Genomic DNA, 23,975 nt, shown 5'->3' with positions numbered 1-23,975 from the left:
CGCGCATATTAACAGACAACGCCAATCACGCAAGGGAACGTTCACGCCGGTCGTCTGCTAAGATCGCGCCCTTCGTCATACTCCGTAACAGGATATCCCCCGCGTGCCCGACGCCATCTTGCGCCTCGCCCTGCCCTCGCCGCTGCGTCGCCTGTTCGACTACCTTGCCCCTGCAGGTGTGGCGCGCAGTACGTTGCAGCCGGGGATGCGCCTGCGCGTGCCATTTGGCCGTCGGGAAATGATCGGCGTGCTGGTGGAAGTCGTCGATCACAGCGACGTGCCGGCCGACAAGCTCAAGCCAGCCATTGCTGTGCTGGATGCCGAACCGCCGTTGCCGCCCGCACTGTTCAAGTTGTGCCTGTGGACGGCCCAGTATTACCAGCACAGCCTGGGCGACACGCTCAGTTGGGCGTTGCCAGTGTTGCTGCGTCAGGGCGAGCCGGCGGAAGCGCGGCAGGAGCGTTTCTGGCACGCGGCACCAGATGCCAGCGTCGATGACCCGCGCATCGCCCGGGCGCCGAAACAAAAGGAAGCGCTGCGCACCCTGGCCCAGCACCCCCACGGCGTGGCTCACCAGTTGCTGAGCAAGCTGATGCTCAACCGGGACAGCCTGAATCTGCTGCTCGCCAAGGGGCTGGTGACCGTCGAGGTGCGCGGTCATGGGCCGGTCGAGCGGCACGAGCACTGGCTGGCGCAGCCGGAACTGCCGCTCAACACTGAGCAGCGGGCCGCCTATGAAGCCATCCGCTCGGGTTTCGGCAGCTTTCATGCCTCACTGCTGGCGGGTGTCACCGGCAGCGGCAAGACCGAGGTGTATCTGCAGCTCATCCGCGAAACGCTGGAAGCGGGCAAGCAGGCGCTGGTGCTGATTCCGGAAATCAACCTGGGTCCGCAGACCCTGGCGCGCTTCGAGCAGCGTTTCAACGCGCGCATCGCGCTGCTGCATTCGGCAGTCAATGATCGCGACCGGCTGGACGCCTGGCTGGCGGCGCGCGATGGCGAAGCCGACATCATCATCGGCACCCGCTCGGCGCTGTTCACCCCGATGAAAAACCCCGGGCTGATCATCATCGACGAGGAGCACGACGGCTCCTATAAACAGCAGGAAGGCCTGCGCTATCACGCCCGGGATCTGGCGCTGGTGAGGGCGCATCAGGAGGACATCCCGATCGTCCTCGGCTCGGCGACGCCTTCGCTGGAAAGTCTGCACAACGCCCACACCGGTCGATACGCGCTCCTGCGTCTGAATCAGCGCGCGGGTGGTGCTCAGCAACCCCGCTTCCTGCGCCTGGATGTCAAAAGCCGCCCCCTCGACAGCGGCATCTCGGGCCCGATGCAGCAAGCCATCGGTCAGACTCTGGCGGCGGGCCAGCAAGTGCTGGTGTTCCTCAACCGGCGAGGCTTTGCCCCGACGCTGCTGTGTCACGACTGTGGCTGGCTGTCGGAATGCCCTCGCTGTGACGCCCGCATGACCGTGCACCAGCGCTCGGGCGAGCTGCGTTGTCACCATTGCGGCCATGTCGAACGGGTGCCACGCAATTGCCCGGCGTGCGGCAAGGTCGATCTGCGCCCGGTGGGTGCGGGGACCGAGCGTGCCGAGGAGCGGCTGGCGATTCTGTTTCCCGACTACCCGGTGCTGCGCGTTGATCGCGACAGCACTTCGCGCAAGGACGCGATGAATCAGCTCTTCGCGACCATCCAGAAAGGCCAGCCCTGCATTCTGGTGGGCACGCAAATGCTCGCCAAAGGGCACCATTTCCCGCGCGTGACGCTGGTGTCGATTCTCGATGCCGATGGCGGGCTGTTCTCCGGCGACTTCCGCGCCAGCGAGCGCATGGCGCAATTGATTGTGCAGGTCGCAGGCAGAGCCGGGCGCGCCGAAGAGCCGGGCAAGGTGATCATCCAGACTCACCTGGCCGACCATCCTTTGTTGATTCAACTGACCGAACAGGGCTATTTCGCGTTTGCCGAGCAGGCCTTGAGCGAACGTCGCGCCGCCGGGCTGCCGCCGTTTTCGCACCTGGCGCTGTTGCGCGCCGAAGCGCACAAGCCGGGTCACGCCGAGGGTTTTCTCGACGAAGCCTGCACCGAAGCCGAGCGCTTGCTGAAAGACATGGCGCTGGGCGGCATTGAGCTGCTGGGCCCGGTTCCGGCACCGATGGAACGACGCGCCGGGCGCTATCGCGCTCAGTTGCTGGTCCAGGCCAACGCCCGCGCGCCGCTGCACAAGCTGCTCGCGACCTGGTTGCTGACACTGGAAAACATGCCCAGCGGGCGCCAGGTCAGATGGTCGCTGGACGTGGATCCGGTGGACCTTTATTGATTCGCATCGGTTGACCGCGCATCCAGCGCGGTTGGCAAGGTGGCCCCGGCCACGGATAATGCCCAGTTTTTCCACCCGCGCATCCAGGCGCGGCCGCGCTTGCGGTCGAAAGAGAGCACCATGAAAGACACCATTCGCCAGCTGATTCAACAAGCTCTGAGCCAACTCGTCACCGATGGCGTCTTGCCGGAAGGGCTGACGCCGGCGATTCAGGTGGAGAACGCCAAGGACAAGAAAAACGGCGACTTCGCCAGCAATATCGCCATGATGCTGGCCAAGCCTGCGGGCATGAAGCCGCGTGACCTGGCCGAGAAAATCGTCGCCGCGTTGCCCGCGGACGAGCAGATCACCCAGGTCGACATCGCCGGCCCCGGTTTCCTCAATTTCTTCCAGAACACCCAGGCCCTGGCTTCGCGCCTCGACGAAGCTCTCGCCGACGCGACCTTGTCCGTGCGCAAGAACGGCCCTGCTCAACGCGTTGTGGTCGACCTGTCTGCGCCGAATCTGGCCAAAGAGATGCACGTCGGCCACTTGCGCTCGACCATCATTGGCGACGGCGTGGCCAGCGTCCTTGAGTTTCTTGGCGACACCGTGATCCGTCAGAACCACGTCGGCGATTGGGGCACTCAGTTCGGCATGCTGCTGGCCTATCTGCAGGAAACCCCGGCGACCAGCGATGAGCTGGCTGACCTCGAAAACTTCTATCGCGCCGCCAAGGGCCGTTTCGACGAGTCCGAAGAGTTCGCCGAGCGCGCACGTGGGCTGGTGGTCAAGCTGCAAGCCGGCGACGCCGAGTGCCTGAGCCTGTGGACGCGCTTCAAAGACATCTCGCTGTCCCACTGCCAGGAAGTGTACGAGCGCCTGAACGTCAAACTCACGCCGAAGGACGTCATGGGCGAGAGCGCCTACAACGACGACCTCGCCAATGTCGTCGCCGACCTGAAGAAGGCCGGACTGCTGGTCGAGAGCAACGGCGCGCAGTGTGTGTTTCTTGAAGAATTCAAAACCGCTGAAGGCACGCCGCTGCCGGTGATCGTGCAAAAGGCCGGTGGCGGTTATCTCTATGCCACCACCGACCTCGCCGCCATTCGCTACCGCAGCAACGTACTGAAAGCCGATCGCGCGCTGTATTTCGTCGATCAGCGTCAGGCGCTGCACTTCCAGCAGGTCTTCGAAGTGGCGCGCCGCGCAGGCTTCGTCACCAACGGCATGCAGATGGAGCACATGGGCTTTGGCACCATGAACGGCGCCGATGGCCGTCCGTTCAAGACCCGCGATGGCGGCACGGTCAAGCTGGTCGACCTGCTCGATGAAGCCGAAGAGCGCGCCTATACGCTGGTCAAAGAGAAAAACCCGGACGTCGCCGAAGACGAGTTGCGCTCGATCGCCAAGGCCGTGGGCATCAGCGCGGTGAAATACGCGGACCTGTCCAAGCATCGCGCCAGCGACTACAGCTTCAACTTCGACCAGATGCTCAGCTTCGAAGGCAACACCGCGCCTTATCTGCTGTACGCCTACACCCGCGTGGCCGGCGTGTTCCGCAAGCTCGAAGAAAAGGGCGAAAGCTTCAACGCGAGCGAGGGCCAAATCATCCTGGACGCCGCCCAGGAGCAAGACCTGGCCGCGCGCCTGGCGCAGTTCGGTGAGACCGTGAACACCGTTGCTGACAAGGGCACACCTCACGTGCTCTGCGCGTATCTGTATGACCTCGCCGGCCTGTTCTCCAGTTTCTACGAGAACTGCCCGATCCTGGCGGCGGAAAACCCTGAACAACAGCAAAGCCGTCTGCGCCTCGCCGCCCTGACCGGTCGCACCCTCAAGCAAGGCCTGCAGTTGCTGGGTCTGGACACTCTGGAGCGTATGTAAGTTGGCCGTTAAAAAGAAACCTGCTCCCAAGCGCGGCGCCAGCCGGTATCAGGCACCCGCCAAGAAGCCGATTCCGGGCTGGGTGTGGATGGCGATCGGCCTGACCGTCGGCGCGTTCGTTGTTTTCCTGATGAAGCTCGAACCCGGCAGCGGCGACGACATCAAGCGCGTCAAGGCTGAAGCCAAGGCCGCGAAGATTGCCGAAGCAAACAAGACGCCGCCCAGCCCGACCGCGCCTGTGAAGCCGAAATACGACTTCTACACGCTGTTGCCTGAGTCGGAAGTCATCGTGCCGAACGAAGCAGTGCCGGAGAAGACGCCACCGGTCGTTGCGCCAAGCACGCCGGTTACGCCTGAAGTGGCCGCGAAGATCGACACCGCTCGCGCCCAGGCGGCGCTCAGCGGTCTGACGCCACCGCCAGCGCCTCCGGTGACCAAGCCGGCGGCGGTGACGACGTTCTTCCTGCAAGCGGGCTCGTTCCGCAAGCAGGCCGACGCCGAGAAGGTGCGCGCGCAAATCATTCTGCTGGGGCAAACGTCGACTGTGGAGTCAGGCACGGTGAAGGATGAAACCTGGTACCGCGTGCTGGTCGGCCCGTTCAGCAACCGCGAACAGCTGACCACAGCGCAGAAGCAGTTGGCAGGTGGCGGTTTCAGCAACCTGCTGCTGCAACAGCGCCAGGCTCGCTAAGGCACTGCCACCCGCCGCAGGGCAAAAAATTGGTCCCGCTCCACGCGGGGGCGATCAGTTGTAGGAGTGAGCTTGCTCGCGATGAAATCGGCACATCCAACATAATGGGTGCCTGACTGACCGCAATCGCGAGCAAGCTCACTCCTACACAAACTTGAAGCAACCTGACGCACCACCATTCATCCCTCCACCCACTCAACGGTTGAAATACCCGCCCCCACCCCCATATGAGTTTCCATCAGGGCATTTTCGCCCCGCAGCGTGGAGACTCTCCCCTTGACCACCATCGTTTCAGTGCGCCGCCAAGGCAAAGTCGTCATGGCCGGTGACGGCCAGGTTTCCCTGGGCAATACCGTCATGAAAGGCAACGCCAAGAAAGTCCGGCGCCTTTACCACGGCCAGGTCATCGCCGGTTTCGCAGGCGCCACCGCTGACGCCTTCACCCTGTTCGAGCGTTTCGAAGCCCAACTGGAAAAACACCAGGGTCACCTCATTCGCGCCGCCGTAGAGCTGGCGAAAGAATGGCGTACCGACCGCTCCCTGAGCCGCCTTGAAGCCATGCTGGCCGTTGCCAACAAGGACGCTTCGCTGATCATTACCGGTAACGGTGACGTCGTTGAGCCCGAAGACGGCCTGATCGCCATGGGTTCCGGCGGCGCCTTCGCCCAGGCCGCTGCCCGCGCATTGCTGCTGAAGACCGAACTCTCTGCCCGTGAAATCGCCGAAACCGCCCTGCACATTGCCGGCGACATCTGCGTCTTCACCAACCACAACATCACCATTGAGGAGCAGGACCTCGCCGAGTAAGCCTGAGGTGCTGGCCGCCATTCATCGCGGCCTGCCCGACTTGCCATCTGCCGAGGACCGTTGAAAACCATGTCCATGACTCCCCGTGAAATCGTCCACGAACTCAATCGCCATATCATCGGCCAGGACGATGCCAAACGCGCCGTCGCCATCGCGCTGCGTAATCGCTGGCGCCGGATGCAGTTACCCGAAGAGCTGCGCGTCGAAGTCACCCCGAAGAACATCCTGATGATCGGCCCGACCGGCGTCGGTAAAACCGAAATCGCCCGTCGTCTGGCGAAACTCGCCAACGCGCCGTTCATCAAGGTCGAAGCGACCAAATTCACCGAAGTCGGCTACGTAGGCCGCGACGTCGAGTCGATCATCCGTGATCTCGCCGACGCCGCGATGAAGCTGCTGCGTGAACAGGAAATCACCAAGGTTCGCCACCGCGCCGAAGACGCCGCCGAAGACCGCATTCTCGACGCCCTGCTGCCACCGGCACGCGCGGGCTTCAACGAAGATGCGTCGTCGGGCAGCGATTCCAACACCCGCCAGCTGTTCCGCAAGCGTCTGCGCGAAGGCCAGCTGGACGACAAGGAAATCGAGATCGAGGTTGCCGAGATGGGCGGCGTCGACATTTCCGCGCCGCCGGGCATGGAAGAGATGACCAACCAGTTGCAAAGCCTGTTTGCCAACATGGGCAAGGGCAAGAAGAAGAGCCGCAAGCTGAAAGTCAAAGACGCGCTGAAGATGGTTCGCGATGAAGAAGCGGGCCGTCTGGTCAACGACGAAGAACTGAAAGCCAAGGCGCTGGAAGCCGTCGAGCAGCATGGCATCGTGTTCATCGACGAGATCGACAAAGTGGCCAAGCGCGGCAACGTTGGCGGCGCCGATGTATCCCGCGAAGGCGTGCAGCGCGACTTGCTGCCCCTGATCGAAGGCTGCACCGTCAACACCAAGCTGGGCATGGTCAAGACCGATCACATCCTGTTCATCGCTTCCGGTGCATTTCACCTGAGCAAGCCAAGCGATCTGGTGCCTGAGCTGCAGGGTCGTCTGCCGATTCGTGTCGAGCTGAAAGCGCTGAGCCCGCAGGATTTCGAACGCATCCTGACCGAACCCCATGCGTCGCTGACCGAGCAATACCGCGAGCTGCTGAAGACCGAAGGCCTGAACATTGCGTTCCTGCCGGATGGCATCAAGCGCCTGGCCGAGATTGCCTGGCAGGTCAACGAGAAAACCGAGAACATCGGTGCGCGTCGCTTGCACACGCTGCTTGAGCGGTTGCTGGAAGAGGTTTCTTTCAGTGCCGGCGACCTGGCAGGCGCGCAGGATGGTGGGACGATCCAGATCGACGCTGAATACGTGAACAGTCACCTGGGTGAGCTGGCGGAAGACGAAGATCTGTCGCGCTATATCCTTTAAAGCAGCTGCAAGCGGTTAGCTTCAAGCGGCAAGCAGATTTCACTGGCTGCACGAATCTGCTTCGCTTGAAGCTTGTAGCTTGTAGCTTGTAGCTTGTAGCTTGTAGCTTGTAGCTGAGATTACCTCTATGACCCGCATCCCCACCGCTATCCAGCTGCACAAAGCCTCGAAAGTCCTCAGCCTGAAATACGGGTCGGATGAGGAATACCGCTTGCCGGCGGAGTTCCTGCGGGTGCACTCGCCGTCGGCGGAGGTACAGGGCCATGGCAATCCGATTCTGCAATTCGGCAAGCTGGGCGTCGGACTCACCAAAGTGGAGCCCGCCGGCCAGTACGCGCTGAAGCTGACCTTCGACGACGGTCATGACAGCGGGCTGTTTACCTGGGAATACCTGGAGCAACTGGCGCAACGCCAGACGCAACTGTGGGACGAGTATTTGGCCGAGCTCAAGGCCGCCGGCAAATCCCGCGACCCTTCCGAGCAAGTCATTAGGCTGATGCTATAGCTCGGCTCTCTGGGCTTAGGCCGTCAATACCTTGTCCAGTTGCCGTTCAACTTCGGTCTGAATCGAACCGCTCATGGCCGAGAGGAAGAAGTTGAGGTCGATACTCACCCGCACCCACTCATCTTCGACAGCGACCGTGCCCTTGGCGCCCTTGCCTTCCAGGGCGACGGTATCGCCTGTCCACTCGTGCTCGATGCCGTACTTGTCGGACAGCTTCTGCAGCATGATTTCAGCCTTCTCGCGGGCCTTTTCCTTTCCCAGCGTGTGCTGGCGTTCCACGGTAATTCTGGCCACTGACGGGCTCCTGCTTCGGCTTAAATCGTCGGCGCACTATACCAGCGGCCCGGACCGAAGAAACTGTTGGCCGTGAGCCTTGTCAAGACAAAGCCAGCCCCGACGATTAGAATGGCGCCACTTTATTCCGGCGACAGCGATATGAATGATCCGCGCAAAGGCAGCGATGCCGAACCCATCACCCACTTCGGTTACAAAAACGTACCGGAAAGCCAGAAGGCCGAGAAAGTCGCCGAGGTATTTCACTCCGTCGCGGCCAAATATGACCTGATGAACGACGTCCTGTCTGGCGGCATGCATCGCCTCTGGAAGCGCTTCACCATCGAACTGTCCGGCGTTCGCAGCGGCAACCGCGTGCTCGACATCGCGGGCGGCACTGGCGACCTGGCGAAGAAGTTTTCCCATCTCGTGGGCCCGACCGGCGAAGTCGTACTGGCCGACATTAACGCTTCGATGCTCAAGGTCGGTCGTGACCGCCTGCTGGATCGCGGCGTGGCCGGCAACATCAAGTTCGTCCAGGCCGACGCTGAAAAGCTGCCGTTCCCTGACAACTACTTCGACTGCGTGACCATCGCCTTCGGCCTGCGCAACGTGACCCACAAGGAAGACGCCATCCGCTCCATGCTGCGCGTGCTCAAGCCGGGCGGTCGTTTGCTGGTGCTGGAATTCTCCAAGCCCACCAGCAAAGTCATGTCCAAGATCTACGACGCCTACTCGTTCGCCTTCATGCCGCTGGCCGGCAAGCTGATCACCAACGATTCGGAAAGCTACCGCTATCTGGCGGAGTCGATCCGCATGCACCCTGATCAGGAAACCCTGAAGTCGATGATGGTCCAGGCCGGTTTCGACCGCGTGACCTACCACAACATGACGTCCGGCATCGTCGCGCTGCACCGGGGCATCAAGCCCTGATGCTGATCAACGGCTTGCTCGCCAGTGCCGAGCACGGCATCAATCGTGTGCTGCGCATGGACAGCACCGCCTTGCCACGCCTTGACCGACTGAGCGGCAAGGTCATCGCGATCGAGTGCACCAGCCCGGCGTTTCATCTTCACGTACTGCCCAGCGACGACGGCCTGATGCTGGCGGCGAACTGGGAAGGCGGTGCCGACGTAACCCTGCGCGCCCCCGCTGCGAGCCTGATGCGCCTGGCGATGAGCAATGACAAAAATGCCGTGCTGCACAGCCCGGAAGTCGAGCTGGATGGCGAAAGCGCCGTGCTGCTTGAGCTGGTGGGCGTGCTGCAGGACCTGGACCTCGACTGGGAATACGAGCTGCAACGCTGGCTCGGTCCCGTCGCGGCGCCCCTGATCGGCGGGCACCTGCGCAACAGCGCGCGCTGGACCCGCGACAGCGCAGCCAGCCTCAGCCACAACCTGGCCGAATACCTGGCCGAAGAATCCCGCACGCTGGTCGGCAAACGCGAGGCCGAAGCCCGCTTCGCCGAACTGGATCAGACCAAACAAGACCTGGAACGCCTCGAAGCCCGCTTCGAGCGTCTGGCCCACTCCCTCAAATCCAGCGATAACGCATGAGCCTGCTTGCCGTCCGCCGCCTGTTTCGCATCCAGCGTGTCGTAATCCGTTACCGCCTTGATGATCTGTTGTTCGCCCTGCCCCTGCCGTGGTGGCTGCTGGCCGTGCGTTTTGTACTGCCATGGCGCTGGCTGCCGCGGCGCAAGAACGAACTGAGCCGTGGCGCGCGTCTGCGGCTGGCGTTGCAGGACCTGGGGCCGATTTTCATCAAGTTCGGGCAGCTGCTGTCCACCCGCCGTGACCTGCTGCCTGAAGACGTCGCCGACGAGCTGATGATGCTGCAGGACCGCGTGCCGCCGTTCGACTCTGCCAAAGCCGTTGCGCTGATCGAATCACAGCTGGGCGCGACCATCAGCGAGGTCTTCAGTCGTTTCGACGTGGCCCCGCTGGCTTCGGCGTCTGTCGCTCAAGTCCACGCCGCGCGCCTGAAAACAGGCGAAGAAGTGGTGGTGAAGGTCGTGCGGCCGGGCCTGAAGCCGATCATCGGCTCTGACCTGGCGTGGCTGTTCATCCTGGCGAAGATTGCCGAGCGAGTTTCGGCTGATGCGCGTTTGCTGCACCCGGTGGACGTGGTCGCCGATTACGAAAAAACCATCTACGACGAACTCGACCTGTTGCGCGAGGCGGCCAACTCCAGCCAGCTGCGCCGTAACTTCGAAGGCTCGACCATGCTTTACGTGCCGCAGGTCTATTGGGACTGGTGCCGGCCGAAGGTGTTGGTCATGGAGCGCATCTACGGCGTGCAAGTGACCGATCTGGCAACCCTCGCCGATCAGCGCACCGACATGAAGAAGCTGGCCGAGCGCGGCGTCGAGTTGTTCTTCACCCAAGTCTTCCGTGACAGCTTTTTCCACGCCGACATGCACCCCGGCAACATTTTCGTCAGCACGGTCACGCCATGGGATCCGCAGTACATTGCCATCGACTGCGGCATTGTCGGCAGCCTGACCCCTGAGGATCAGGACTATCTGGCGCGCAACCTGTTTGCGTTCTTCAAGCGTGATTATCGCCGTGTGGCACAGCTGCATATTGACTCGGGCTGGGTGCCGGCCGAGACCAAGCTGAATGAATTCGAAGCGGCCATCCGGACGGTGTGCGAGCCGATTTTCGAGAAGCCGCTGAAGGACATTTCTTTTGGCCAGGTGCTGATGCGCCTGTTCCAGACCGCTCGCCGCTTCAACATGGAAGTGCAGCCGCAACTGGTGCTGCTGCAAAAGACGCTGCTCAACATCGAAGGCCTGGGCCGTCAGCTGTATCCGGAGCTGGATCTCTGGGCGACTGCGCAGCCGTTCCTCGAACGCTGGATGCGCGAACGCGTCAGCCCGAAGACCCTGCTCGGCAATCTGCAGTCCCAGGTCGAACAAATTCCGCATCTGGCGAACATGACCCGGGATTTACTCGAGCGTCTGTCCCAGCCCCATCGCCACGATCCGCCCCCGCCCTATCGGCGCGACGGCGATCATTGGGCCCTTCGCTTGCTCGGCGCTGGCCTGCTGGCCGGCGGCGTACTGTTGGCGATCACCCATACCCAGACCGGCGAAGCACTGAACACCCTGAGCGCCTGGCCTGCCTTGCTGATGCTGGCGGCAGGCGTCTATCTGGTCGTTCGCCGATAGCCATCGGCGCGAGCCGCTGGCACACTAACCCTCCCCTGGAACGGCCGGAGCCGATGATGAAAGACTGGCTGGACGAGATTAAGTGGGACAAGGACGGTCTGGTGCCCGCCATCGCGCAGGACCACAAGACCGGTCGCGTGCTGATGATGGCCTGGATGAACCGCGAAGCCTTGAGCCTGACTGCCAGCGAACAGCGCGCTATCTATTGGTCACGTTCACGTGGCAAGTTGTGGCGAAAGGGCGAAGAATCGGGCCACGTGCAGAAGCTTCATGAACTGCGCCTGGACTGTGATGCCGACGTCATTATCCTGGTGGTCGAGCAAATCGGCGGCATCGCTTGCCATACTGGCCGCGAGAGCTGCTTCTACCGCGTCTACGACGACGCCGGCTGGAAGACCGTGGACCCGGTGCTCAAAGACCCGGATGCCATTTACCAAGCAGGACACTGAACATGACTGATACCTTGTCACGCCTTGCCGAGGTGCTTGAAGCACGCAAGGGCGCGGCTGCCGACTCTTCTTACGTCGCCAGCCTTTATCACAAGGGACTGAACAAGATTCTGGAGAAGGTCGGCGAGGAGTCGGTCGAAACCATAATCGCTGCCAAGGACGCTGCCATCAGCGGTGACTGCAGTGATGTCGTCTACGAAACCGCCGACTTGTGGTTCCACAGCATGGTGATGCTTGCCCAGTTGGGCCAACACCCGCAAGCCGTGCTCGATGAGCTGGACCGCCGCTTCGGCCTGTCCGGACACGCCGAGAAAGCGTCTCGCTCGGCGGAATAAACACCTGGGCTGCGGCCCGAAATTTCTTGTGAGGAACGCGTCATGGGCATTTTTGACTGGAAACACTGGATCGTCATTCTTGTGGTTGTCGTGCTGGTGTTCGGCACCAAGAAACTCAAGAACCTGGGGACTGACGTGGGTGAGTCGATCAAGGGCTTTCGCAAAGCCATGAATGACGACGACAAGCATCCGGAAGAGCCATCGGTGCAGCCGCCGGTTCAACCACAGCCGACCGCGCAGCCTGTGCCTCCGACTCAGCCGCTGCACCAGCCGCACACCATCGACGCTCAGGCACAACGAGTCGAAGACCCCCTCCGCAAAGACTAGGTCGTGACGCATGTTTGGTATCAGCTTTTCTGAACTGCTGCTGGTCGGCCTCGTTGCCCTGCTGGTGCTGGGCCCCGAGCGTCTGCCGGGCGCAGCACGGACGGCCGGGCTCTGGATCGGCCGCCTGAAACGCAGCTTCAATGCGATCAAACAGGAAGTTGAGCGCGAAATCGGCGCTGACGAAATTCGGCGTCAGCTGCACAACGAGCACATTCTTTCGCTGGAAGAAGAAGCCCGCAAAATCATGCAGCCGCAGCAACCGCCTGCTGCGCCGGTCGCCCCGGCGGCGACTGTTGCGCCAGCGCCGGCCGAACCTGCTGCCGATACGCCGGTTTCACCGGCTCCGGCCTCTACAGCGCCGGTTATAGGTGCCGCATCTCTGGCACAGAGCGCGGACATTGGTCCGGCCGCTCCGGCTGAAAGTGCGTCGGTCACACCGCCGCCTGCTCACGTCGGGCCTGCCGCGCCTGCTGCACCAGAATCCGCATCTGCACCTGCACCCGCGCCCGTCATCACCCCCGCAACAGCGGTGCAAAGTGCGCCTTCTGCCAACGATTCGTCACTGCCACCACGAGCCCCATGAGCGAAATTCCGGAAAATGACCAGCAAATGCCGCTGGTCTCGCACCTGACAGAACTGCGCTCGCGACTGCTGCGCTGTGTGCTGGCGATCTTCGTGATCTTCGGCGCGCTGTTCTACTTCACCCAGAAGATCTACACCTTCGTCTCTGCCCCGCTGCGCAAGTTTCTGCCTGACGGCGCCACGATGATCGCGACCGATGTGGCCTCGCCGTTCATTACGCCGTTCAAGCTGACGATGATGGTGGCGCTGTTCCTGGCGATGCCGGTGATTCTGTATCAGATCTGGGGCTTCATCGCGCCGGGGCTGTACAAGCATGAAAAACGCGTGGCAGTGCCGCTGTTGATCTCCAGCATCATCCTGTTCTATGCCGGGATGGCATTTGCCTACTTTCTGGTCTTCCCGCTGATTTTCCACTTTTTCGCCAGCGTTACCCCGGAAGGCGTGTCGATGATGACGGACATCGCCAGCTACCTGGACTTCGTCATGACGCTGTTCCTGGCGTTTGGTGTGGCGTTCGAGATCCCGGTGGCGGTTGTGCTGCTGGTGTGGATCGGCATCGTCGACGTCAAATACCTGAAGAAGATTCGTCCGTACGTGGTGATCGGTTGCTTCGTGGTCGGCATGATCCTCACCCCGCCGGACATCTTTTCGCAGACCCTGCTGGCTGTGCCGATGTGGCTGCTGTTTGAAATCGGCGTGTTGTGCAGTTCGATGATCACCAAGCGCGGCGATCATGAAGACGACGAAAAAGCCGAAGACGAACAGAGCCAACCGCCAGCGACCCAGCCATGAACCTGCTGTTGCTTGAGGACGCCGACTTTATCGCGGCGGACCGGGTTGTGCTGCGTGATCGGCGCCTCAAGCACATGCAGGAAGTGCATCGCAGCGAAGTGGGCGACAGCCTGCGGGTCGGTCGTGTGAGCGGACTGCTGGGCAATGCGCAACTGCTGCGGCTGGAAGCGCGGGAAGCCGAGCTGTCAGTGAGCTTCGAGCACGCCCCGCCGGCCAAACTCCCTCTGACGCTGATCCTGGCACTGCCCCGCCCGAAGATGCTGCGCCGCGTGTTTCAGACCGTAGCGACGATGGGGGTGCCCAAGGTCATCCTGGTCAACAGCTACCGCGTCGAAAAAAGCTTCTGGCAGACGCCTTTTCTGGAGCCTGCGGCCATCCGCGAACAGTTGATTCTCGGGCTGGAACAGGCCCGGGACAGCGTGCTGCCGGAGATCATCATCGAGAAGCGTTTCAAGCCCTTCGTTGAGGACCGACTGCCCGCCATTGTGGACGGAACGTTGGGGTTGGTCGGTCATCCGGGTGACTTCCCCGCCTGCCCGCGTGCGGTTGAGCAGCCTGTCACCCTGGCGATCGGCCCTGAAGGTGGCTGGATTCCCTACGAAGTTGATTTGCTGCAGGCCTCGGGCCTGACTCCAGTCCAGCTGGGCGCGCGGATCCTGCGCGTCGAAACCGCCGTCACCGCGCTGCTCGCCCGATTGTTCTAGGGCCCGCGCACATCGAACATGGGGACACCCGTTTCCCCGCAGACGCAAAACCTGTGGGGAGCGAGCTTGCTCGCGAAGGGGCCGATACATCCGCTAAATATCCGGCGTTTGAAATGCAGTCTTCGTGAGCAAGCTCACTCCCACAAGTCCTGCGTTTGCTGCTCGACAGCGCGGTGTCAGAACACAGACCTGCGCTCAGATCACATGGCGACACCGATCTCCCCGCCGACGAAGACCCCGTGGGAGGAGCTTGCTCGCGAAGACGCCGATACATCCGCTAAATATCCGGCGCTTGAAATGCAGTCTTCGTGAGCAAGCTCACTCCCACAAGTCCTGTGTTTGCNATCGAGACACCGATTTCCCCGCAGACTGATAACCCGTGGGAGCGAGCTTGCTCGCGAAGGGGCCGATACATCCGCTAAATATCCGGCGTTTGAAATGCAGTCTTCGTGAGCAAGCTCACTCCCACAAGTCCTGTGTTTGCTGCTCGACAGCGCGGTGTCAAAACACAGACCCGCGCTCAGAGCACATGGCGACACCGATTTCCCCGCAGACTGATAACCCGTGGGAGCGAGCTTGCTCGCGAAGGGGCCGATACATCCGCTAAATATCCGGCGCTTGAAATGCGGTCTTCGTGAGCAAGCTCACTCCCACAAGTCCTGTGTTTGCTGTTCGACAGCGCGGTGTCAAAACACAGGCCCGCGCTCAGAGCACATGGCGACACCGATCTCCCCGCCGACTGATAACCCGTGGGAGCGAGCTTGCTCGCGAAGGCTCACTGTCAGTCACCCGACAACGTTGCTGACTGTCCCGGCCTCTTCCTGAGCAAGCTCAGTCCCACATGGGCAGTGTTGGCTGGCTGAATTACGCGGTGTCAGAGCGATGGGGAATTTTCCATCCAACACCCCCACTCCCTCTTCATCACCCCACGCTTCAGTTCGTCACGCAGCGGCCGATGTACAGGCGTCCATAACTACAATTCGCAGGAATCATCATGTCTCGCTGGTTTACCCAACGCCTTGGAAATATGAGCGTCAGCCTCAAACTGGGTATCGGTTTCGGCCTGGTGCTATTGCTGACGCTGCTCATCACGGCGACGGGGTGGTCTAGCGTGAAGGCGTTGATCGAGCGCGGCGACAAGCTGGGGATGATCTCGCAGATCAGTGAGCGGACGATGGATCTGCGCACGGCACGCATGGTGTATGAAACCCAATACACCGCTGAAGCCGCGACGGCTGTCATGACCGCGCTGGACAATCTCGACGCCGACCTGAAAACCGCGCAGAGCATGGTCAAAGGTGTCGGCGATCTCAAACTGATGGACGCTCAGGCTCAGGCCGCGGGCGAATACCGCCGCGCCTTTGGCGACATGACCAAAGCCATCCAGACCCGCGAAGCGAGCCGAACCAATCTGGGAACTACGGCCGACGCAGCTGTAGATGTCGTCAAAAAGATCGAAGAAGCGTTGATCCAGCACGACAACATCCTGCAATTCAACAGCGCGGTGGATGTCAGCAAACAGATTCAGCAGGCACGCTTCCAGGTGCGCGGTTACACCTTCAGCGGCAAAGCGGATTTCGAGAAGAACGCCACCGCCGCCATCGACGAAGCCATCGTCGGAGTGAACACGCTGGCCGGGGACGTTTCCTCCCAATACATCCCGCAGCTGCAAAAGGCCAACCTGGCGCTCAAAGGCTACCGCGACGCTGTCGGCCAGTACCGTGACGCACAACTGGTCAGCGTTCAGGCCCTGGCCAAAATGACCGAGCTGGGCCAGCAGCTGCTGGACAACAGCGAACAATTGAACAGTTCGCAAAACGCCAAGCGTGATGCAGACACTCGTCAGGCCCAATCGACTCTTGGCATCGCTACGATAGTGGCCCTGATCCTCGGTGTTCTCGCCGCCTGGATCATCACACGACAAATCACAGTGCCGCTGGGCCAGACACTCGTTGCGGTCGAGCGCGTGGCGTCAGGTGATCTGACCCACAACTTGAGCGTCGACCGCCGCGATGAGCTGGGTCAGTTGCAGGGCAGCATCCAGCGCATGACCGTGGAGCTTCGTCAGTTGATCAGCGGCATCGGCGAAGGTGTGACTCAGATCGCCAGCGCCGCCGAAGAGCTATCGGCGGTTACCGAACAGACCAGCGCCGGCGTCAACAGCCAGAAGGTCGAGACTGACCAGGTAGCGACGGCGATGCACGAGATGACCGCCACGGTGCAGGAAGTCGCCCGTAACGCCGAAGAAGCGTCCGAGGCCGCCGTAGCTGCCGACCTCCAGGCGCGCGAAGGCGACAAGGTGGTCAACGAGGCCATCGCCCAGATCGAGCTTCTCGCCACCGAAGTCGGTCACTCCACCGAGGCCATGGCCGAGCTCAAGCGCGAGAGCGACAAGATCGGCAGCGTCCTCGACGTGATCAAGTCCGTCGCACAGCAAACCAACCTCCTCGCCCTGAACGCCGCTATCGAGGCTGCGCGGGCGGGCGAGGCTGGTCGCGGATTTGCTGTCGTGGCGGACGAAGTGCGTAGCCTGGCGCAGCGCACTCAGAAATCCACTGAAGAGATCGAGGAACTGATTTCCGGCCTGCAGAACGGTACGCGGCAGGTGGCGACGATCATGGACAACAGCCGCGAGCTCACTGTCAGCAGCGTAGAGCTGACCCGCCGCGCCGGCACCTCCCTGGAAAGCATCACCCGCACCGTGTCTGCGATTCAATCCATGAACCAGCAGATCGCTGCCGCGGCCGAGGAGCAAAGCGCCACCGCCGAAGAGATCAACCGCAGTGTGCTCAACGTGCGCGATGTATCGGAACAGACCTCGGCCGCGAGCGAGGAAACTGCCGCATCGAGCGTCGAACTGGCGCGACTGGGCAGCCATCTGCAAGCGCTGGTGGGTCGCTTCCGGGTCTGATTCAGTTGCCTGATCCGCACCCGTCTCAGTAACGCACCTGCCGCAAAACCTCCGATCAGGGGTGGAATCTGTGACACGCGTCACCCCTTCCCGCCCCTCGGAAATCTCCTACGACCTGATCAGGTCACGCCTCCGCTTGCCCTGCCGATGCGCGTTTATCGCTCATCCGCAGGAGACGCATCATGCTGCAAGGCATCAACCGGACGCTGGCTAACACCAGCGTCAAACTCAAACTCTCGCTGGGCTTCGGCCTGGTTTTGCTTCTGACCCTGGCCATCACGCTGACCGGCTGGCATGGGCTCGACACCATGATCGAGCGCTCGGAGTCATTGACCTCCATCGCCCAGCTCAACGCGATGACCAAGGACCTGCGCGCCGAGCGCATTGTCTTTCGGGTCGAAAACACCGCTGACAGCGCCTCGCGCGTCGTTACCCGCATCAATGAGATCGAAGCGCATCTGGTGCTCCTGCGTGATAACGCCCCACCTGCCGACATCCTCACGTTGCTCAACGGGCAAAGCGACACCGTGCGGGCCCTCGAAGCCACCTTCGCCGATCTGGCCAAGCTGTTGAGTGCGCGGGCAGATTCCCGCGCGCAACTGGCCGTTCTGTCTGAAGAGGCGATCACGTCCATTGGCCAGGTGGAAAGCGAAGTCTTGAAGGCCGTGAGTCAGGAGCAGGACAGCAGCGAGCGGCTGGGGGAGTTCACCAACATCCAGCAATTGCGCGGCCAGGTGCAGAACGCCCGTTACGAAGTCCAGGCGTACGTGTTCAGCGGTAAGGAGTCCTACGAGGTCGCCGCCATTACCGCCATCGACGAAGCGCTGAAGGAAGTCGAACAAATTGCCACCGACCAGGCCGATGGCAATGTCAGTGAATTGCTCAACGCCCGTAAGACGCTGCTCAAGTACCGCGAGCACATGGGCCAGTTCAAGGACCTCCAGGTCAAGGTTGAAGCGGCCCAGGAGTCCATGGAGGCGCTCAGCGAGAATCTGCTGACATCAACCGGGGAGATCACTGCGCTGCAAGGCCAGCGGCGTGATGCCGAAGCCACTCAGTCGCGGCAGACGCTCAGTGGCGTGGCCGGGTTGGCGATGCTGCTTGGCCTGCTGGCCGCCTGGCTGATCACCCAGCAGATCATCGCGCCGCTACGGCTGACCTTGAGCGCCGCCGCGCGCATCGCCAAGGGTGATCTGAGTCAGGACCTGGAAATCGGCCGTCGCGACGAAATGGGCATGCTCCAGCGCAGCATGCAGGACATGACCCTGAGCCTGCGGCAACTCATCAGCGGCATCAGCGACGGCGTGACCCAGATCGCCAGCGCGGCGGAGCAATTGTCGGCCGTCACTGCGCAGACCAGCGTGGGCGTCACCAGCCAGAAAGACGAAACGGACTGCGTCGCCACGGCGATGAACCAGATGACCTCGACCGTGATGGAAGTGGCCCGCAATGCCGAAGAAGCCAGCGAAGCCGCACGGCATGCGGATCAGCAGGCGCGGGACGGCGACAAGGTGGTCAACGACGCTATCGCGCAGATCGAGCGCCTCGCGGTGGAGGTCGAGAACTCAACCCAAGCCATGGGCAAGCTGAAACTGGAGAGCGACAAGATCGGCGGGGTGCTCGACGTGATCAAGTCAGTGTCGCAGCAGACCAATCTGCTCGCCTTGAACGCCGCAATCGAGGCGGCCCGGGCAGGCGAAGCGGGACGCGGGTTCGCGGTGGTGGCCGATGAGGTTCGCGGCCTGGCGCAGCGCACTCAGGAATCCACCGAAGAAATCGAAGTACTCATCGCGGCGCTGCAAAGTGGCACCCAGCAGGTGGTGATGACCCTTGATGCCAGCCGAACACTGACCGACAGCAGCGTCGAGCTGAGTCGTCAGGCCGGCGATGCCCTGGGACACATCACACGCCCGGTGTCGACGATTCAGACGATGAACCAGCAGATCGCTGCCGCGGGCGAGGAGCAGAGCAGCGTGGCGGAGCAGATCAACCGCAGCGTGCTGAACGTGCGGGATGTGTCCGAGCAAACCGCCGCGTCCAGCGAAGAGACCGCTGCCTCCAGCATCGAACTGGCGCGGCTGGGGGTGCAGTTGCAGGAGATGGTCGGGAAATTTCGGGTGAGTTGAGGCGAAACGGGGAAGCGCCAACACCGATCCCCAAACAAAAACGCCGCCGAAGATTGGCTCTTCGGCGGCGTTTTGTTTAGCGGGTCAATCAGGCGTTGACGAGGGTCGCGTCGTTCACATGGGTCGCTGGCTGCAGAGGCAGCAGCGGCGCATGAGGATCGGCTTCGACCGAGGCGCGCCAGGCATTGAGCCACGCAGAATTGCCTTCGCTCCAGACCAGTTCGTGCAACCGAGCCAGTGCAACCGGATCGCTCAGCAATTGCAGGCGCTCATGGTTGTTCAGGAGTTCAGGGCCACCCTTGATCGCATGACGCACACGCTCGACACGCATCCACTCGATCGGCTCGGCTTCGCGATGGCGAGAGGTCGCCAGCGCACAGGCCAAGGCGTTCTGCTGCGGATCAACCACGGCGCGAACAAAGCCGTCGTTCAGCGCGTGCCAGCGGTTCTCGTGGGTGTACTTGTCAGTGGACACCAGTTCTTGCGGCGGCGTGTGCTCTTCCGGGATCAGGAACAGCTTATTGTCGCGCGCCTTCAAACCCAGATTCGTGCGGCTGGAAATCACCGACACCGGGATCGACAGCATCAACGAACCCACGATCGGCACCAGCCACCACAGGAAGCTCGGGTTCAGCCAGGCCACCAGCAGCGCCCAGCAAAAGCCCAGCAGCGTCTGCGGCCCGTGACGCTTGACCGCTTCGCTCCACGGCGTCGAGTCATCATCACGCTGCGGTGAGTTCCAGGTCGCTGCCCAGCCCAGGAAAGCGGCCAGTACAAAGCGGGTGTGGAAGATCATGCGCACCGGCGCCAGCAGCATGGAAAACAGCATTTCCAGGAGCATCGACATCGTGACCTTGATACGACCACCAAAGCCGGTCGCACCCTTGGCCCAGATCAGAATCACGCTGAGCAGTTTCGGCAGGAACAACAGCACGACGGTCGTCGAGAACAAGGCGACGGCTTTTTCCGGGTGCCACTGTGGCCACAACGGATACAGCTGACGCGGCTCCATGAAGTAGGTCGGCTCCATCAGCGTGTTCACCGCCAGCAACGCAGTGGACAACACCAGGAAGAAGAACCACAACGGCGCCGACAGATAGGACATCACGCCGGTCAGGAACACCGCACGGTGTACCGGGTGCATGCCTTTCACCAGGAACAGGCGGAAGTTCATCAAGTTACCGTGGCACCAGCGACGGTCACGCTTGAGCTCATCCAGCAGGTTCGGCGGCAGCTCTTCGTAACTGCCCGGCAGGTCGTAGGCAATCCACACGCCCCAGCCGGCACGGCGCATGAGCGCTGCTTCGACGAAGTCGTGGGACAGAATCGCACCGGCGAAGGCGCCCTTCCCGGGCAGCGGCGCCAGGGCGCAATGCTCGATGAATGGCTTCATGCGGATGATCGCGTTGTGACCCCAGTAGTGGGATTCACCCAGCTGCCAGAAGTGCAGGCCGGCCGTGAACAGCGGGCCGTATACGCGAGTCGCGAACTGCTGCATGCGGGCATACAGCGTATCCATGCCCGAAGCACGTGGCGCGGTCTGGATGATACCGGCGTCCGGCGTCGCTTCCATCAGGCGCACGAGGCTGGTCAGGCAGTCGCCACTCATGACCGAGTCAGCGTCAAGCACGACCATGTAGCGGTATTCACCGCCCCAGCGACGGCAGAAGTCATCGAGGTTACCGCTCTTGCGCTTAACGCGACGGCGGCGACGACGATAGAAGATCTTGCCGAAACCGCCGGTCTCACGGCACACGTCCAGCCAGGCTTGTTGCTCGGCCACGCAGATGTCGGTTTCGTTGGAGTCGCTGAGAATGAAGAAGTCGAATCGATCCAGATCGCCCGTGGCCTTGACCGATTCGAACGTCGCCCGCAGACCCGCGAATACGCGAGGCACGTCTTCGTTGCAGATCGGCATGACCAGCGCAGTGCGAGCACCGGCTTCGATCGGCTCATTGCCCGCACTGGCACCGGAAATACGGTACTTGTCGTGGCCAGTGAGCAGTTCGAGGAAGCCCATCAGCGCGGTCCAGAAACCCGCCGATACCCAGCAGAACAAAATGCCGAACAGCAACAGAATGCTGGTCTGCAACGCGTACGGCATGACCTGAACAGCGGTCTGCCACAGAGTCTGATGACTGATTTCGTCGAACGAAACCAGCGACCAGCCCTGGTACGGCAGGATGCCTTTCATGTAGAAGCCGGCGACGATGGTCTGGCCCAGCATGAGAATCAGCAAAATGTAGCGACGGATCGAACCGACGGTGCGCCAGCGCGCCTTCGGCAGATCCCGTGGCAAATCGTCCTTTGGCGGCGGCGGGTTGGATTTCCCGGTCAACCGGCGCCAGCCGCGGTGCAGGATGTTGGTCCGCCACGGCTCCGGCACGACTTTGGTCCGACGAATCGGCGGCGTCGCTTTCAGGACCACGCGGCCGCTGGCGTCGACACTCAGCATCTCGGCTTCGCGCAGTTCATCAGCGGTCGTCAGGGTGAGGCGACGACCCACCGAAGCCTGGGAGGCCTCGGCAGAATCAGCGACGGTCTGCGCCGAAAGGCGTTCGTGCAACTCAGCGAACGAGGTGCAGCTGGCAAGTTCTGCCCGCTGCGCATCGGTCATCGGCAAGTGCGCCAGGTACTCGCTGAGAGACTCATTCAAAGGCTCTGGCACCGCGTGTGAATTACTCATCGGCTGGCAACTGGTAGCTCCAGGTTTCGGTCAGGACTTGTTGAATCATGGCCGGCCCCTGTTGGGTGGATGCAGCCTCTACCGCTGGCTGCGGGGTATCTTTCACGCCTTTGTTGGCCTTGGCAGCGTCGCCCAGAGCGGCTTCGGGCTTGGAGGCCTCGTCCGACTTGGCTTCCGCTATTTTAGTGGCGTCGGCAGACTTGGCGGCGTCTTTGCTGTCGGCTTTAGGACCTTTGGCTTCCTTCGCATCACCCGCCTTCAAGGCGTCGGTTTTGACGATTTCAGCTTTCTCGTCTTTCGGTGCAGCAACGACTGGCGCAGCGGCAACGGCAGGCTTGGAATCAGCTTTGGCGGCCGGTTTCTTGTCGGACTTGTCAGCTGTGATCACCGCGGGCTCTTTGCCTGGCTCGGCAGGGGTTTCGCGCAGTAGATAAGCACGCATCTCAACCGCCTTGCCCGGATCCTTGACCTTCAGGCGCAGCGTCAGACGCCAGCCTTTGGTCACCGGGTTGTAGCGCAGGTTGTTCTCGACCAGATCGGTGTTGTCATCGGTGATGACCTGACTCCGGATCGACGGATCTTCGCCCAGCTTGGCGAGGGTCGGGCCAACAAAATCGACCAGGTAGGCAACGCTGCCGTCCGGTTGACGAATCAGGTTCGACTGCTTCACATCACCAGTGGAGCGCAGGGTCTGCTTGACCCAGCCCAGATCTGGCGAGTGAATGGCATCTTCATCCATGGTCCAGTGCAGACGATAGTTGAAGTCGATCGCCTGACCCGGCTCTGGCTGGGTTTCCGGCTTCCAGAACGCAACGATGTTGTCGTTGGTTTCATCGGCAGTCGGGATCTCTACCAGATCAACAGTGCCCTTGCCCCAGTCGCCCTTCGGCTCAATCCAGGCGCTTGGACGTTTGTCGTAGCGGTCATCCAGATCTTCGTAGTGGCTGAAGTTGCGGCCACGTTGCAGCAGACCGAAACCGCGCGGGTTCTCCACAGAGAAGCTGCTGACCGAAAGGTGTTTAGGGTTGTTCAGCGGCCGCCAGATCCACTCGCCATTGGCGGCCTGAATCGACAGACCGCTGGAGTCGTGCAGCTCGCGACGATAGTTGAGGACTTTCGACGGCTGATTGGCACCGAACAGGTACATGCTGGTCAGCGGCGCAACGCCCAGTTTGCCGACCTTGTCACGCAGGTACATGCGCGACTGGACATCAACCAGTGTGTTGGTGCCCGGACGCAGGGTCAGCTTGTACGCGCCAGTGGCGCGAGGGGAGTCGAGCAGGGCGAAGATGACCAGATGATTGTCATCCGGGTTCGGCTTCTCGATCCAGAATTCGGTGAAGCGAGGGAATTCCTCACCCGATGGCATGGCCGTGTCGATCGCCATCCCGCGAGCAGACAGACCATACACCTGACCTTTACCGATCACGCGGAAGTAGCTCGCGCCCAGCATGGTCATGATTTCGTCTTGCTTGTCATCTTTGTTGATCGGGTAAGTCACGCGGAAACCGGCATAGCCCAGGTTCTCGGTCGACTTCGGATCGAACTTCACGTCGCCGAAATCGAAACGACTCGGGTCGTACTTGATCTCGTTGACGGAGTTGGCGGTGACTTCGTTGATCTTGACCGGGGTGTCGAAGTGCATGCCCTGGTGGTAGAAAGACACCTTGAACGGGGTCTTGTCATTGGCCCATTCGGCTTTGTCTTGCAGGAAGCGGATCTTTTGATAGTCCGCGAACTTCATGTCGCGGAATTCGGCCGGAAGATTGCTCTTCGGCGCGGTGAATTTCTGTCCGGCCAGATCTTTGGCCTTTGTCGCCACGTCGTCGAGATCGAACGCCCACAGCTGACTGGCGCCGAACAGACAAAACAAAGCCGACCCTGCCAGCAGTGCGCTACGCAAGCGACCACCCGGGTTCTTTGGTGCATTACATGGACTAACAATCACGAGCAACCCTCGCCGAAAACAGATGAAGAAACCAACGGCCAGCTATCAAATGCCGGGTTGGCGAGCATTGT

20 protein-coding genes and 2 pseudogenes are annotated in these 23,975 nt (G+C 61.6%); 19 read left to right on the top strand and 3 right to left on the bottom strand.

Going from position 1 to position 23,975, the window contains the following annotated elements:
- Nucleotides 1-103: 103 nt before the first annotated feature.
- The 6 genes from IFT47_RS14830 (at nucleotide 104) to IFT47_RS14805 (ending at nucleotide 7,599) form a co-directional block, all read left to right on the top strand.
- Nucleotides 104-2,323, top strand: coding sequence for a primosomal protein N' (locus IFT47_RS14830; protein ID WP_192171217.1), 2,220 nt, complete (start codon nucleotides 104-106; stop codon nucleotides 2,321-2,323).
- 120 nt (nucleotides 2,324-2,443) lie between these two features.
- On the top strand, nucleotides 2,444-4,189 hold the full coding sequence (gene argS / locus IFT47_RS14825) for an arginine--tRNA ligase (protein ID WP_192171218.1): 1,746 nt from the start codon (nucleotides 2,444-2,446) through the stop codon (nucleotides 4,187-4,189).
- A 1-nt stretch (nucleotide 4,190) separates the two neighbouring features.
- Entirely contained in the window at nucleotides 4,191-4,880 is a 690-nt protein-coding gene (locus IFT47_RS14820) for an SPOR domain-containing protein (RefSeq protein WP_192171219.1), read from the top strand.
- 276 nt (nucleotides 4,881-5,156) lie between these two features.
- On the top strand, nucleotides 5,157-5,687 hold the full coding sequence (gene hslV / locus IFT47_RS14815; RefSeq protein WP_065986638.1) for an ATP-dependent protease subunit HslV: 531 nt from the start codon (nucleotides 5,157-5,159) through the stop codon (nucleotides 5,685-5,687).
- Nucleotides 5,688-5,756: 69 nt separating this feature from the next.
- Entirely contained in the window at nucleotides 5,757-7,094 is a 1,338-nt protein-coding gene (gene hslU, locus IFT47_RS14810) for an ATP-dependent protease ATPase subunit HslU (protein WP_192171220.1), read from the top strand.
- A gap of 127 nt (nucleotides 7,095-7,221) precedes the next feature.
- Nucleotides 7,222-7,599: a gamma-butyrobetaine hydroxylase-like domain-containing protein gene (locus IFT47_RS14805; protein ID WP_192171221.1), complete on the top strand. Its 378-nt coding sequence runs from the start codon at nucleotides 7,222-7,224 to the stop codon at nucleotides 7,597-7,599.
- 15 nt (nucleotides 7,600-7,614) lie between these two features.
- On the opposite strand, the gene IFT47_RS14800 is transcribed toward IFT47_RS14805, so the two are convergent.
- The gene (locus IFT47_RS14800) at nucleotides 7,615-7,893 is read right to left on the bottom strand and encodes a polyhydroxyalkanoic acid system family protein (RefSeq protein ID WP_192171222.1); all 279 of its coding nucleotides are present in this window, start codon (nucleotides 7,891-7,893) and stop codon (nucleotides 7,615-7,617) included.
- Between the two features lie 141 nt (nucleotides 7,894-8,034).
- Between IFT47_RS14800 and ubiE the strand changes: the two genes are divergently transcribed.
- From ubiE to IFT47_RS28150, 13 genes and pseudogenes are all read left to right on the top strand, one after another.
- Nucleotides 8,035-8,805, top strand: a complete 771-nt coding sequence (gene ubiE / locus IFT47_RS14795; protein WP_122534362.1) for a bifunctional demethylmenaquinone methyltransferase/2-methoxy-6-polyprenyl-1,4-benzoquinol methylase UbiE — start codon at nucleotides 8,035-8,037, stop codon at nucleotides 8,803-8,805.
- Nucleotides 8,805-9,428 carry a ubiquinone biosynthesis accessory factor UbiJ gene (locus IFT47_RS14790; RefSeq protein ID WP_192171223.1) on the top strand — a complete coding sequence of 208 codons (624 nt, stop codon included), beginning with the start codon at nucleotides 8,805-8,807 and terminating at the stop codon, nucleotides 9,426-9,428. The genes ubiE and IFT47_RS14790 overlap by 1 nt, the downstream gene beginning before the upstream one ends.
- Nucleotides 9,425-11,044 (top strand): ubiquinone biosynthesis regulatory protein kinase UbiB, encoded by a 1,620-nt coding sequence (ubiB, locus tag IFT47_RS14785; RefSeq protein WP_192171224.1) that lies wholly within the window; start codon nucleotides 9,425-9,427, stop codon nucleotides 11,042-11,044. The genes IFT47_RS14790 and ubiB overlap by 4 nt, the downstream gene beginning before the upstream one ends.
- A 56-nt stretch (nucleotides 11,045-11,100) precedes the next feature.
- Nucleotides 11,101-11,493 (top strand): phosphoribosyl-AMP cyclohydrolase, encoded by a 393-nt coding sequence (gene hisI, locus IFT47_RS14780; protein WP_192171225.1) that lies wholly within the window; start codon nucleotides 11,101-11,103, stop codon nucleotides 11,491-11,493.
- A 2-nt stretch (nucleotides 11,494-11,495) separates the two neighbouring features.
- On the top strand, nucleotides 11,496-11,828 hold the full coding sequence (locus tag IFT47_RS14775; protein WP_192171226.1) for a phosphoribosyl-ATP diphosphatase: 333 nt from the start codon (nucleotides 11,496-11,498) through the stop codon (nucleotides 11,826-11,828).
- Nucleotides 11,829-11,870: 42 nt separating this feature from the next.
- Complete coding sequence (locus IFT47_RS14770) at nucleotides 11,871-12,155, top strand: twin-arginine translocase TatA/TatE family subunit (RefSeq protein WP_192171227.1); 285 nt, start codon at nucleotides 11,871-11,873, stop codon at nucleotides 12,153-12,155.
- A gap of 10 nt (nucleotides 12,156-12,165) precedes the next feature.
- Nucleotides 12,166-12,738 carry a Sec-independent protein translocase protein TatB gene (gene tatB, locus IFT47_RS14765; RefSeq protein ID WP_192171228.1) on the top strand — a complete coding sequence of 191 codons (573 nt, stop codon included), beginning with the start codon at nucleotides 12,166-12,168 and terminating at the stop codon, nucleotides 12,736-12,738.
- Nucleotides 12,735-13,529, top strand: coding sequence for a twin-arginine translocase subunit TatC (tatC, locus tag IFT47_RS14760; RefSeq protein WP_065986665.1), 795 nt, complete (start codon nucleotides 12,735-12,737; stop codon nucleotides 13,527-13,529). The genes tatB and tatC overlap by 4 nt, the downstream gene beginning before the upstream one ends.
- A complete protein-coding gene (locus tag IFT47_RS14755) occupies nucleotides 13,526-14,233 on the top strand; it encodes a 16S rRNA (uracil(1498)-N(3))-methyltransferase (RefSeq protein ID WP_192171229.1) in 708 nt (235 codons plus the stop codon). The genes tatC and IFT47_RS14755 overlap by 4 nt, the downstream gene beginning before the upstream one ends.
- A 994-nt stretch (nucleotides 14,234-15,227) precedes the next feature.
- Nucleotides 15,228-16,241, top strand: a pseudogene (locus tag IFT47_RS28165) (methyl-accepting chemotaxis protein); the annotation flags it as partial.
- A gap of 39 nt (nucleotides 16,242-16,280) precedes the next feature.
- Nucleotides 16,281-17,144 (top strand): methyl-accepting chemotaxis protein, encoded by an 864-nt coding sequence (locus tag IFT47_RS28160; protein ID WP_446731162.1) that lies wholly within the window; start codon nucleotides 16,281-16,283, stop codon nucleotides 17,142-17,144.
- A gap of 182 nt (nucleotides 17,145-17,326) precedes the next feature.
- Nucleotides 17,327-18,412 (top strand): annotated as a pseudogene (locus IFT47_RS28155) (methyl-accepting chemotaxis protein); the annotation flags it as partial.
- Nucleotides 18,395-19,270: a methyl-accepting chemotaxis protein gene (locus tag IFT47_RS28150; RefSeq protein ID WP_446731161.1), complete on the top strand. Its 876-nt coding sequence runs from the start codon at nucleotides 18,395-18,397 to the stop codon at nucleotides 19,268-19,270. The pseudogene IFT47_RS28155 and the gene IFT47_RS28150, both read left to right, overlap by 18 nt.
- 88 nt (nucleotides 19,271-19,358) lie before the next feature.
- Here IFT47_RS28150 and mdoH read toward each other — a convergent pair whose 3' ends face one another.
- Nucleotides 19,359-21,956: a glucans biosynthesis glucosyltransferase MdoH gene (mdoH, locus tag IFT47_RS14740; protein ID WP_192171232.1), complete on the bottom strand. Its 2,598-nt coding sequence runs from the start codon at nucleotides 21,954-21,956 to the stop codon at nucleotides 19,359-19,361.
- A complete protein-coding gene (locus IFT47_RS14735; RefSeq protein WP_192171233.1) occupies nucleotides 21,949-23,904 on the bottom strand; it encodes a glucan biosynthesis protein in 1,956 nt (651 codons plus the stop codon). Before IFT47_RS14735 ends, mdoH begins: the two co-directional genes overlap by 8 nt.
- Nucleotides 23,905-23,975: the final 71 nt, after the last annotated feature.

The organism is Pseudomonas sp. CFBP 13711, assembly GCF_014842265.1.
GTDB lineage: Bacteria > Pseudomonadota > Gammaproteobacteria > Pseudomonadales > Pseudomonadaceae > Aquipseudomonas.
The sequence above is the reverse complement of the archived record's forward strand: the minus strand, read 5'-3'. Positions and strand labels throughout refer to the sequence as shown.